We start from the raw sequence: 12135 nt of genomic DNA, 5'->3' as shown, positions 1-12135 counted from the left end.
ATTTACGATCTTGGATTTACGATTTTAGATTAGAAACAATCGCCTCTATCAAATCTAAAATCGTAAATCTAACATCTAAAATCCAATTACATGTCGTATTCAAGTACCGGGCGTAACCACTTCTCGGCTTCTTCCAGGCTCCAGCCTTTACGCTGTGCATAGTCCTCCACCTGGTCTTTTTCTATTTTACCAATGCCAAAATATTTGCTGGCAGGGTTGGCAAAATACCAGCCGCTTACGCTGGCTGCCGGGTACATGGCCAATGATTCTGTGAGGGTAATGCCGGTATGTGTGGTAGCATCCAGCAGATCGAACAGTTTATACTTTTCCGTATGCTCCGGGCAGGCGGGGTAACCGGGCGCCGGGCGTATACCGGAATATGCTTCTTTGATCAGGTCTTCATTGCTCAGGTGCTCTTCACTGGCATAACCCCACCATTCCTTACGCACCCGCTCATGCATTAACTCTGCAAAAGCTTCTACGAAGCGGTCGGCCAGGGCTTTCAGCATAATGCTGCTATAATCATCATGGTCTGCCTTGAATTTTTCCAGCCACGCTTCTATACCACCGCCGGTGGTTACAGCAAAGCCGCCCATATAGTCCTGCAGGCCCGTGCTGTCAGGGGCTATAAAATCTGCCAGGGAAAAGTTGGGCTGGCCCGGCGCTTTCTTGATCTGCTGGCGCAGGAACTCCAGGTGTACCGGCATGCCGGTATCACTTATGATCTGTATAGTATCATCGCCGGTAGCATTGGCCTTAAAGATGCCTATTACGGCATTGGCAGTGAGCCACTTTTCATTTACAATACGTTTCAGCATTGCCTGCGCATCCTCATACAAACGGGTGGCTTCCTTACCTACTACCTCATCTGTTAAGATCTGCGGGAATTTGCCGTGCAGCTCCCAGGCAATGAAAAAGGGCTGCCAGTCTATATATGGAGCTATTTCGCCCAGGTCATAATCCTTAAACACCTGTATGCCGGGCTGTTTGGGCTGTACCGGGGTAAAGCCGTTCCAGTCAATGACAGCTTTATTTTTTCTTGCATCTGCTACAGACAAGTATTGTTTTACCGGGCGCTTATTACGGAAGCCTTCATTCAGCTTTTCATATTCTTTTTTAACTTCTGCGAGGAAGTTCTTTTTCAGGGCTTTGTTCAGCAGGCTGCCTGTAACGGTTACGCTGCGGGAGGCATCCAGTACATGCACTACGCCATGCTCATACTCCTGCGCTATTTTTACAGCGGTATGTGTGCGGGAGGTGGTAGCGCCGCCTATAAGCAGCGGTATATCAAACTGCTGGCGTTTCAGCTCCCGGGCTACGTGCACCATTTCATCCAGGCTGGGGGTAATAAGGCCGCTTAAGCCAATAATATCCACCTGTTGTTCCCGGGCGGTTTGTAAGATCTTTTCGGTGGGCACCATTACGCCCATGTCTATTATATCATAGCCATTACAGCCTAATACCACCCCTACTATGTTCTTACCTATATCATGCACATCACCTTTAACGGTAGCTAACAGTATTTTGCCGGCTGACTTTATTTGTCCGCCGTTCTGTGCCACTAGGCGCTTTTTTTCTTCTTCTATAAAAGGGGTGAGCACCGCCACGGATTTCTTCATTACACGTGCGCTCTTTACTACCTGCGGCAGGAACATTTTGCCACTGCCAAACAGGTCGCCTACTATGTTCATGCCGTCCATCAGCGGGCCTTCAATTACATCCAGCGGGCGGTCATATTGCTGGCGCGCCTCTTCCGTATCTGCTTCTATATAATCGGTGATACCGTTTACCAGCGCATGGCTTAGCCGTTCCTGCACCGTACCCTGCCGCCAGCTCTCGTCTTTCTCTATTACCTTGCCTTTGGCTTTCACGGTTTCGGCAAAATTGATCAGCCTTTCCGTTGCATCGTCCCGGCGGTTCAGTATTGCATCTTCACACAGATCGCGCAGCTTCGGTTCTATTTCATCATAGATCTGGATCATGCCTGCATTCACAATGCCCATATCCATACCGGCTTTAATGGCATAGTACAGGAATACGGAGTGCATGGCTTCACGCACCACATCATTACCGCGGAAAGAGAAGGAGATATTACTTACCCCGCCGCTTACACGGGTAAGGGGCATGAGGCGTTTTATTTCACGGGTAGCTTCAATAAAATCTACCGCGTAGTTATTATGCTCTTCAATGCCGGTGGCTATGGCAAAGATGTTGGGATCGAAGATAATATCCTGTGGGTCATAGCCTACCTGCTCTGTAAGGATCTTATAGGCGCGGTGGCTGAAGCTTATTTTTTTCTCCATGGTATCTGCCTGGCCATGCTCATCAAACGCCATTACTACTACGGCTGCACCAAAGCTTTTACAAATAAAGGCCTGCTCAATGAACTTGGCTTCGCCTTCTTTTAAGCTGATGGAGTTTACAATACATTTACCCTGTATACATTTAAGACCCGCTTCAATAATGCTGAACTTACTGGAGTCTATCATGATAGGGATCTTGGAAATATCCGGTTCTGCCACTACCAGGTTCAGGAAGGTGGTCATGGCCTTTTCCCCGTCCAGCAGGGCATCGTCCATGTTCACATCCAGGATCTGGGCGCCGCTTTCCACCTGCTGCCGGGCTACGGACAGGGCTTCTTCGTACTGGCCTTCCCGTATGAGGCGGGCAAACTTTTTGGAACCGGTTACGTTGGTACGCTCCCCTATGTTCAGGAAATTGGTCTCCGGCCTTACTACCAGCGGTTCCAGCCCGCTTAGCCGCAGGTATGGTTTAATGACCAGCGTTCCGTTTGATGTATCAGAATTAGTTATTGTTGCACTCATGTTGTTATTGCTGTTTATGCCAGGGTGGGTTCCAGCCTGGGTAAGGGACGGGGCTTAATGGTTTTTACATGTTCTGCAATATGGCGGATATGATCCGGCGTGGTACCGCAGCAGCCACCTACAATATTTACAAAGCCTTCTTTTGCAAAATCTTCAATAATGCAGGCGGTATCTTCCGGCTGCTCGTCATACTCGCCAAAGGCATTGGGCAACCCTGCGTTAGGGTAGCAGCTTACATAACATGCGGCTATGTGAGAGAGCTCCTCCACATGCGGCCGCATTTGTTGTCCGCCCAGTGCGCAGTTCAACCCTACGGAGAAGGGATGCGCATGCATTACGGATATGTAAAAAGCTTCCAGGGTTTGTCCGCTCAGCGTTCTGCCGGAAGCATCGGTAATGGTTCCGGAGATCATGATAGGCAGCTCCGGCTTACCGGTTTCCCGGAAGTATTGTTTAATAGCGTAAATGGCTGCCTTACAGTTAAGCGTATCAAAGATGGTTTCTATTAATAAGATGTCGGCCCCGCCTTCTACCAGTCCTTTGATCTGTTCTGTATAGGCAGTGGCCACCTCATCAAACGTTACAGAGCGGAAGCCCGGGTTATTTACATCCGGGGAAAGGGAGAGGGTTTTATTGAGCGGGCCAATGGCGCCGGCTACAAACCGCGGCTTATCCGGGTTTTTAGCGGTGTACTCCGCAGCGGCCTTTTTGGCAATGCGGGCTGCAGCTACGTTCAGCTCAAAAGCCAGGTGCTGCATGTCGTAATCCGCCATGGCAATGGAAGTGCTGCTGAAGGTATTGGTTTCAATAATATCCGCGCCGGCGTCCAGGTAAGCTTTGTGGATGGCTTCAATAATAGCCGGCTGGGTAAGGTTTAGCAGGTCGTTATTCCCTTTCACATCGCTGTGATGGTCTTTAAAACGTTCTCCCCTGTAGTCGGATTCTTCTAATTTGTAGCGTTGGATCATGGTGCCCATTGCACCATCGATAATCAGGATGCGCTCTGTGGCGCATTGTTGCAAAGATTTCATGTGCTTGATGTTTATTAGTTACGGTTAAGAAGATTGTGAAACCGGGGGGTCGAACAATAAACAAATCCACCCGCCGGGAATCCTGCAAAGATACTAAACTCCTGAGAGAAAAGCATGATTTGGTATATGGAGTATACCAGATGTTAAAGGCCTGTTAAATGGCCCCGCCTTGTGCCTGCGGCATATCAGGAATATATACAGGAGCTTCCGCATGCATTTACAGCCTCTTTTGCCACGGAATAAAAAATAATTTTGTTTAGTATTATTAGTCTACTATATTTGTAGGGTAATTGGAAGCCATGCTTCTTCATGCACTTAGATCATGCAAAACGAATACAACAAATATCTGACAGCTACCACGGTAACCACCAATACTCTTTTCATTACAACGTGTATGCCTGAATGCAGCATGCGCTCCTGTTGTAACTGAAGTATAATACCACCACAGCCTTGTTCTTATTGTTGACTTGTAACAACCCAGCCATGCGAATTGCAGAGCATATCCATAGTTTACAACAGCACCTGGCAGTATTAGGACTGCAGCCGGTACCTGTGGCAGACGGACCCGGTGATAACGACCATTCAGAAGTATTTAAAATATGCTTTCTGAACAAGTATGAAATGCAAAAGTGGAGGCAATTACAGGAAACACAAACAGATCCGGCAGCGGAACCAACCCCATAAAACGCATTGTCAGCGCGCCTTACGGGCTGATACCTTTTTCATAACGTGGAATTACAGGTTAAACACACACGGGTGCTATTAAGCACCTGTATTTTTTATGCTAAATGCTTAACGCCTTAGCAAAACGCAGGAAGCGTTCAGCGTTTGGCATTCAGCATTCAGCTTATTTCTGCATATAGCTTTCCAGCGGCAGCCTGTTCGTAATAGACCTTGCCAGCGTCATTTCATCCGCATATTCCAGCTCACCGCCAAAGGCAATGCCACGGGCAATGGTGGTAATTTTTACGGGCAGCTCCTTGAGCTTTTTGGAAAGATAATAGATGGTGGTATCGCCTTCAATAGTAGGGCTTAAGGCCATAATAACTTCTGTAATGCCTTGCTGCTGCACCCTTTCCACCAGGGAGTGAATGTTCAGCTGGTCCGGGCCAATACCGTCAATAGGGGAGATGATGCCGCCCAGCACATGGTATAGCCCATTGTACTGCTGCGTGTTTTCAATAGCCATTACATCGCGTATGTTCTCCACTACGCATACCAGCTCTTTTTTACGGCTATGGCTGGCGCAAATGCTGCAAATATCTTCGTCGGAAACATTATGGCACTGTTGGCAAAACCTGATCTGCTGGCGCATACGGGCAATTACCTCACTAAACTGCTGTACTTGCGAAGGCTCCTGCTTCAGCAAATGCAACACCAGCCGCAGGGCTGTTTTTTTGCCGATGCCCGGCATCCTGGCAAATTCATTGACCGCATTTTCAATCAGGGCAGAGGAAAAGATCATGCAACAAAATTAATGAAAAGGAGAGTGCGGTGAAAAGTGAAATATCAGCATAAAGGGTGGAAGCTCCTACAACGTAAGATCTTCCTTCACCCCCCAGTTGGCTTTAATATTCTTCTTTTCCGGGAAGCTCACCACCCGTTCCGGCTGTTTTTTAGGATGCTTGTAATATACGCCGCGGTCCCACTTGCCATTGCCATTCTCATCCAGCAAAATACGGATCTCGTACTCTGAAGGGGTGATGAGGGTTTTGGTCCAGGTGCCATTTACCACTACGCCGGAGTATTTAACATCTTTATCTTTTACCAGCTGCACTACAAAATGTATGCTGGTATCGCCTTTCAGGGCAGCGGCAGTACTGTCGCTGAGCTTCAGCTTCAGGAACAGTTTTCCGTAGTCCGATAGTTTTTTGGCGGAGAAGTTAATGGTATCAGCTTTGGTCATTTGCTGGTTCAGCGTATCCGTAGCAGCCGTTTTATCCACAATCAGCCGGTAATGCATACCTTCTTTCCAGAGATATTTAAGGGTTAGCTTACTGCGGGTTGAGTCCAGCTTCATATGGGCAATGTTCACAGGTTTCAGCAAGGTATCTTCCACCAGGTGGAACTGGGTGCTATCCATATGTGCCAGCGGAATGGTGAAGTTCAGCACCATGGGCGTATCCAGCTCCTGCTGGTTCTGGTCCAGCTGCGGCTGTATCTGCAGGCGGGGCTTTTTCTTTTTGTCCTTATCCTTTTCCTTCTCTTTTTCTTCCGGCGCCGGTTCTTCAGTTGGCGGCTGCTCCCCGGGTACTTTTATGGTGCTGTCCTGTTCTATGAACAGCAGCATGGTAAGATCTTTTATGTTAGTTTCCCGCAGGTGTATCAAACTATCCTGGAAGGCAATCAGCTCCGTGGTGGGCTGGGTATATTGCAGGTCGCGGTCCTCTTCCTTAATGGCAAACAGCTTATAATCGCCGGGGGCCAGGTTCTTGAACCAGAAGGTGCCATTGCCTTTGGAACGGGCATAATACACCGGTTTTTCCTTGGATACTACGGAATCCGTGTGATTGCGGTACAGCATCACAGACACGTTACTGTCTATTTTACCGGTTTCCGCATCAATGGTGCGGCCCAGCACCTGCAGGGAATCCAGGTAATCGCCGGTAGATACCACGTAGGCAAAATCAATGATCGGGTTACGCTCATTCACATCCTTGATGGCATCGGAAAAGTTAAAGGTGTAGGTTGTATTTGGCGCCAGGGTATCCTTGATCTCCATGGTTACGGTACGCAGCTTGGAGGTAACGGTGGGCACCCGTTTCAGGGTAGGGGAAACGATCATTTTATCAAACACGTTATCCATCTCCACATATTCATCAAAGGTAAAATGCACCTTGCGGCTTTTAAAATGCAGGGAAGAATCCGGCGGATCAACGGCCAGCAGCAGGGGAGGGAGGGTATCCCTTGGGCCGCCGCCCGGGGGCACTATATTGGCGCAGCGCGACAAAAAAAAGGAAGCGATGACAATTAATCCCAAAACCAGGCTCCGGAAACGTTGGATCATTTGCTTTGATTAATAAACTATTACCAATTTAGGAGGCGAAAAGGAATGTAAAATTTCAAATGCTAAATGTAAAAGTTAACCGGCATTGTTCCGCCACCGCTTACTTTTACATTTAAAAATTTAACATTTAGGATTTTACATTCTTCCAGCCCGCCGTTTTGAACAGCAAACTTAGCGCTTTCGTTCCTTACTTTTACTCCTCTTCGGTCAGGGCTTCCTCTTCCAGGTTGTGCAGGGCTACGTGCAGTTTATTATCCTTCACAAAATTGCACCAGGGACATTCCTCTTTGCCGCAGCCGGTATAAAACTCCTTATTCTGAATCTTTTCCCAGGTGCTCACGATCTGCTGGGTAACGGTGGTTACATCCTGCGGGGTAATCTGCACCTTTTGTTTATGATATACCTTTTGTTTATTGGGCTCAATAAAATCAAACTCCGTGCTTACCACCTGCCAGTTCTTTAGCTTGTAGTTGTCCAGCAGGATCTTATAGAATACGGCCTGCCGCCAGTAATCGCCCCCATTGGGGTGGCGCTCATTGGGCAGCTCAAACTTTTTATATTCCTTGATGGCTTTTTCATAATCACCGGTTTTATAGTCCACTACATTCACCTCGTTGCCATCAAATTCCAGCTTATCTACTTTCCCTTTTATGGGCACGCCGCTTACCACTACGTTGCGCACATTACGTTCCACGCTTACTACGCGGGGCCAGCTGTTAATATAGGTATCGTAATAGTTGTTGAGAATATCCCGCCCGTATTCCATGCGCCGGTCATAGGCTTCTTTGGTAAAAGATTCCCGGTTACGGCGCATGCTCCAGGTAAAATCCCGCAGGAATTCCTCTTTGGCAGGGAAAACGTTTTGCGGGTTTTCCTGCATTTTCTGGAACAGCTTTTCCAGGGCATAGTGCACGGCGGATCCAAACTCCGTATTCTCCGAACGGCCTGTGGGCACCCGTACCAGGTTCTTATAAAAGAAGCCCAGCGGGCAATCCAGGTAATTGTTCAGCGCTGTTACGTTCATCACAAAACCGGCCAGCAGGGTATCAATAAACTGCTGGTCTACCCGCGCTATTTCCGGCGCCTGGCCTTTAGCGTAGTTCAGCAGCTCAAAGGCAAACAGGTCTTCCTCTGCCAGCTCCATTTTGGCGCCTGGCAGCTGATGTTGTTCCAGTATTTCTGTAATGAACATGCTGGGTTCCAGCGGTTTGCCATCCTGCCGGAACTCCGGGTAGCTGATGTATAAGTGTTTTTCCGCCCGGGTAATGGCTACATAGAACAGGCGGCGCAGCTCCTGCTCGTCGGTAGAGGTGCTTTGCGTTACAAACACTGTATCCGGGAAAGAGAAACCGCTGCTGTTCTTACGTTTCTTTTCCCACAGGTGAGAGTTAGTGCCGGCCAGGAACACATGCTCAAACTCCAGCCCTTTGGAGCCGTGCGCGGTAATAAGGTTTATGCCCTTATCGTTCCCGGCCACCTGCACCAGCGGTATGGGAATGCCGTTGCTTTCCATCAGGTTCACCATTTCCATCAGGGAGGTTACGTTCAGGTCCGGGTTGCGGTGGGTTTCTTCTTTAATGAAATCAAACAGCGCCTGTAAGATCTTCATCAGCCAGATCTTTTCCGGCGACTGCATAATGTGGCCCATTACGCCGCCGTCATTAACAATGCTGGCAAACAGCTGCTGCAGCGTAATATTATGCGCTTCGCTGATCCATTTTTCCACCATGCTGCTTACGTTCATCATGGCCAGGTCCGGCGCTTCTGTAAATAAGGTCAGGTTGCGCGTTTTCTGCCATTCCTGTAAATACTGGCGGATGGAGTTTTTTTCCTGGTAACCTTTTTCCGCTACCCGTATACTTAATTTGGCTACTTCTATGGGTGGTATGTTATAAAAATCAAAGTGCAGGATGGAGAACAGCAGGTCGTCCCCGCTGTAGGGCGTATCCAGCTCACAGGCTATGTAACGCAGCAGGGTTAATACTTTGCGGGCAAAGGGTACTTCAAATAAATTAATGTTACGTTTGGAGTAGATGGGCAATCCTCTCAGGCGGAAGTACTGCGCCAGCTCCTCACCATACCGGTTCTCACGATATATGACCGCTATTTTTCCCGGCGCCACGCCTTCTTCCAGCAGGCGGGTAACGGTATTGGTAATACCGGCCATTTCATCACGGGCGGTATTATAACGTTGTATAACAGGCGGTATAGAAAGCGGTGTGAGCCTGGCATTGCTGGCAGTAAGCTCTTTGCTGAGGCCCGGTAGCTGGTTCACCAGGCGGGAGCCGCCGTTATTGTCTATCAGGGCCATGGCCACATCCAGTATATTCTGTACGGAGCGGTAGTTTTGTGTAAGCACCACGGTAAGCAGCGTTTCAGCAAAGCCGCCGGCAAACTGCTCCATGTTTTCTATGTTGGCGCCCTGGAAGCGGTAAATGCTCTGGTCATCATCGCCCACCACAAAAATATTGGGCAGCTCTTCATCTTTGATCAGCAGCTGTATAAGGCGGTTCTGCGTACCGCTGGTATCCTGGTATTCATCTACCAGTATGTACTGGAAGCGTTCCTTATAATCGGCCAGCAGGTTGGGGTTGTTCTCAAATGCGCGGATCACCCAGTTGATCATATCATCAAAATCATAGCGGTTAGCGGCCTGCATCATAGTCTGGAACACATCAAACTGCTCTACTGCGGCCTGTAAGCGGGCCATTTTTTCCTCTTCCACAGCTATTTTATCCGTACGCACATCGCCCTTCTTAAATGTTTTGGTGGCGCGTTTGCAAATGTATTCATCGCGCTGCGGCAGGCTGTCTAAATATTCTTTAATACGGCCGCGAATATAATCTACTGTCCAGCCTTCCCGTTTCATGGTAGAGAAAAGGGCGGCCAGGTTCTTCATATCAAAATACACATCGCCCCGGTAGCGTTTCAGCGGGTTGTCTTTCGCAAAACCATCGATCAGCTTTTTAAGCAGCTGAATTTTTTCCAGCTCGGAAATAGCATCCAGCACATTTTTTTCAAACAGGGCCAGGTTATCCTGGATCACCTCATTACAAAAGGAGTGAAAAGTATGTATGCTTACACGGTACGCATCCGGGCCAATAAAGTCCGTCAGGCGTTTACGCATGGCCACGGTGCCGGCATCTGTATAGGTGAGGCACAGAATGTTCTGCGGCAGGAAATCCGTATCCTGTAAGATCTTACCGATACGGCTGGCCAATATCTGTGTTTTACCGGTACCCGGGCCGGCAATTACCATTACCGGGCCTTCCGTATTATCTACGGCCTGGCGCTGGCGCTCATTCAACCCTGTATATACTTCCTGGAAACGCTGCTGGTGATGTTGTGATAATTCGCGGGACATGTAGCAAAATTACGGGAATCGCTTTACTTCTGGGGAAAGTGAAAGGTGATTGAAATTTTATCAGCAATAGAACAAGGACCGGGAACGGATTGTTCAGCTGCCTAAAGGAATATACACGGATATATTGCCTACCTCATGTGAGCGGGTGCCTTTCAGGGAGGCGCTTTGCGTTTTTTGGGTAAAAGCTACCTGGAAGCGGTGAAAGGCAATGCCCATCCCATAATCTATGCGGGTATTCCAGGGCAGCAGGGTGGCTTTGTTGAAAGATTTACGCACCTCAAACCGGCTATTGCGCCAGCTAAACAGGCCGCCTTCCAGCAGGGCATTGTACCAGGTATACTCCACCGTGGGGCGCAAAAAGGCATAGATCTGCAGCTTTTTTTCCTGCTGTGCGCTGCCGGCCTTGATACCAAAATAAGGGTTCATATGCCCTACACGCAGGGTGGCATGCACGGCGCCGCCATCCAGCATAGTACCTACATTAGCTGAGGCGCCTCCAATAAGCTCTACAGAAGGGCCGGGCTGCCATACCATTCTTTCATAGGTAAAGTTGTAGTTAAGCAGCGGGGCATTGGGCAGCTGGTTTTCCCAACCCATGGGTGGCTCATAGTTCATTACATTATGCACCCATTTCTGGGCATCTTCCGCAAAAGACAGTGGCCCCATTACACCCATGACCAGCTCCGACTGCAGGCTGAACTTTCTTACCGGGTCGTAGGAATCCAGCCCATGGCTCAGGAACAGTGCGCCGGAGTAAGAGTAATCATCCGGCAGGTACTTGGTTTCACTCAGGTTCTCAGGCGTTATCATTACCTGCATCACACTCCAGTGATAGGTGTTAATGGCATTTTTACCCGTACGTGGCAGTATGAGCTTGTCTAAAAAACGGGTGGGTTTCTTTTTCTGGTAAAAGTAATCTATACGGGTGCCGTTGGTATAGGATTCATCAGTACCCTGCCCGCGGATATTCAGAAAATCATTGTCCTCATAGATACGCAGCAGGTGATGAATGCTATCGGCCGTGCTGATCACCTGGCAGTTAGCTTTTGCCGCTAAAAATAATAATAGTGCTCCTGTCAATAATGCTCTCATACTTCCTGTTTTACCGGTTCAGTTTTGTTCAGTGCATTACAGCGGTAGCAGTGGCAGGTTGGCATAACAATATGTCAGTGCTGACTTACATCAACATGGCATAGCAGTAACAATTTTGTCAGTTGCAGGAGTTTGGGATAGTGGTATAGTAAACGACAGATCTGGCGATCAATAACTATGCCGGGGGGCCGGTTATTGACTGGATAAAGATAAGGTTTGGGAACAAGAAATCTTGGTGAAAATTGTCTTGTGCATCATATATTTTCTCTATGAGCGTAACATTGCCGGGAAGCGGCCGTTATAAAAACAGTTGTTCTTTTAACCATTATTTTTACTTAATATGCAAACGTTCGTTTGTGAAACCGCATAAGATTACTGTAGATACATTTTTTATTTTTTAACCATTAAACCCAATTTGGTATGCAACCCAACAACCAAACCCAAAAACCCTTCTTTGCACAATTCCTGGAAGACCAGGCCCCGCAACAGGAAGAAAGCCGTAACACCGGATCAGCAGAAAATTTAATGACATTAAAATTCCCTTCTGACCGGGAAGAGGACGGCGGCGATTGGCTGCACTAAAGTCATCACAACATTGGCAGTACCCCTGCTTTTTTTTAACAATCTAAACCCTTTTAATTATGCAATTGGACAATCAGGTGCAGAAGCCTTTTTTTGCTCAATTCCTGGAGGCGCAACAGTCTGCTGAAGGCCAGGGAAACGGCATTTGGCCCATTATTACAAGTAAGCTGACAGATCATCCGAATGAAACACAAAAGTTTCCTTCTGATGGGGATGAAACCGATATCTAAACCG

9 protein-coding genes are annotated in these 12135 nt (G+C 48.2%); 3 read left to right on the top strand and 6 right to left on the bottom strand.

What is annotated here, in order from left to right; genetic code table 11:
• Positions 1 to 86: 86 nt before the first annotated feature.
• Complete coding sequence (gene metH, locus KVT36_RS07445) at positions 87 to 2825, bottom strand: methionine synthase (protein ID WP_217602856.1); 2739 nt, start codon at positions 2823 to 2825, stop codon at positions 87 to 89.
• 14 nt (positions 2826 to 2839) lie between these two features.
• Entirely contained in the window at positions 2840 to 3856 is a 1017-nt protein-coding gene (locus tag KVT36_RS07440) for a homocysteine S-methyltransferase family protein (protein WP_217602855.1), read from the bottom strand.
• A 483-nt stretch (positions 3857 to 4339) separates the two neighbouring features.
• Between KVT36_RS07440 and KVT36_RS07435 the strand changes: the two genes are divergently transcribed.
• Positions 4340 to 4540, top strand: a complete 201-nt coding sequence (locus KVT36_RS07435; protein ID WP_217602854.1) for a hypothetical protein — start codon at positions 4340 to 4342, stop codon at positions 4538 to 4540.
• Positions 4541 to 4703: 163 nt separating this feature from the next.
• On the opposite strand, the gene recR is transcribed toward KVT36_RS07435, so the two are convergent.
• From recR to KVT36_RS07415, 4 genes are all read right to left on the bottom strand, one after another.
• Positions 4704 to 5321, bottom strand: a complete 618-nt coding sequence (gene recR / locus KVT36_RS07430; RefSeq protein WP_089907214.1) for a recombination mediator RecR — start codon at positions 5319 to 5321, stop codon at positions 4704 to 4706.
• A 66-nt stretch (positions 5322 to 5387) separates the two neighbouring features.
• Positions 5388 to 6863 carry an Ig-like domain-containing protein gene (locus tag KVT36_RS07425; RefSeq protein ID WP_217602853.1) on the bottom strand — a complete coding sequence of 492 codons (1476 nt, stop codon included), beginning with the start codon at positions 6861 to 6863 and terminating at the stop codon, positions 5388 to 5390.
• A 193-nt stretch (positions 6864 to 7056) separates the two neighbouring features.
• Positions 7057 to 10227 carry an ATP-dependent DNA helicase gene (locus KVT36_RS07420; protein WP_217602852.1) on the bottom strand — a complete coding sequence of 1057 codons (3171 nt, stop codon included), beginning with the start codon at positions 10225 to 10227 and terminating at the stop codon, positions 7057 to 7059.
• A gap of 93 nt (positions 10228 to 10320) precedes the next feature.
• Positions 10321 to 11319 carry a lipid A deacylase LpxR family protein gene (locus KVT36_RS07415; protein WP_217602851.1) on the bottom strand — a complete coding sequence of 333 codons (999 nt, stop codon included), beginning with the start codon at positions 11317 to 11319 and terminating at the stop codon, positions 10321 to 10323.
• Positions 11320 to 11739: 420 nt separating this feature from the next.
• Here KVT36_RS07415 and KVT36_RS07410 point away from each other — a divergent pair, with 420 nt between their 5' ends.
• Both KVT36_RS07410 and KVT36_RS07405 read left to right on the top strand, forming a co-directional pair.
• The gene (locus KVT36_RS07410) at positions 11740 to 11901 is read left to right on the top strand and encodes a microviridin/marinostatin family tricyclic proteinase inhibitor (protein WP_217602850.1); all 162 of its coding nucleotides are present in this window, start codon (positions 11740 to 11742) and stop codon (positions 11899 to 11901) included.
• Between the two features lie 59 nt (positions 11902 to 11960).
• A complete protein-coding gene (locus KVT36_RS07405; RefSeq protein WP_217602849.1) occupies positions 11961 to 12131 on the top strand; it encodes a microviridin/marinostatin family tricyclic proteinase inhibitor in 171 nt (56 codons plus the stop codon).
• The last annotated feature ends 4 nt before the right edge of the window (positions 12132 to 12135 follow it).

It is taken from the genome of Chitinophaga sp. GbtcB8 (assembly GCF_019091455.1).
Classification (GTDB): Bacteria; Bacteroidota; Bacteroidia; order Chitinophagales; family Chitinophagaceae; genus Chitinophaga.
Note: the sequence above shows the minus strand (reverse complement) of the source record. Positions and strands in the feature narration are given on the sequence as shown.

Coding starts and splice junctions, on each gene's coding strand:
- KVT36_RS07405 (WP_217602849.1), top strand. CDS start 11,961: ATGCAATTGGACAATCAGGTGCAGAAGCCTTTTTTTGCTCAATTCCTG.
- KVT36_RS07415 (WP_217602851.1), bottom strand. CDS start 11,319: ATGAGAGCATTATTGACAGGAGCACTATTATTATTTTTAGCGGCAAAA.
- KVT36_RS07440 (WP_217602855.1), bottom strand. CDS start 3,856: ATGAAATCTTTGCAACAATGCGCCACAGAGCGCATCCTGATTATCGAT.
- metH (WP_217602856.1), bottom strand. CDS start 2,825: ATGAGTGCAACAATAACTAATTCTGATACATCAAACGGAACGCTGGTC.
- recR (WP_089907214.1), bottom strand. CDS start 5,321: ATGATCTTTTCCTCTGCCCTGATTGAAAATGCGGTCAATGAATTTGCC.
- KVT36_RS07425 (WP_217602853.1), bottom strand. CDS start 6,863: ATGATCCAACGTTTCCGGAGCCTGGTTTTGGGATTAATTGTCATCGCT.
- KVT36_RS07435 (WP_217602854.1), top strand. CDS start 4,340: ATGCGAATTGCAGAGCATATCCATAGTTTACAACAGCACCTGGCAGTA.
- KVT36_RS07410 (WP_217602850.1), top strand. CDS start 11,740: ATGCAACCCAACAACCAAACCCAAAAACCCTTCTTTGCACAATTCCTG.
- KVT36_RS07420 (WP_217602852.1), bottom strand. CDS start 10,227: ATGTCCCGCGAATTATCACAACATCACCAGCAGCGTTTCCAGGAAGTA.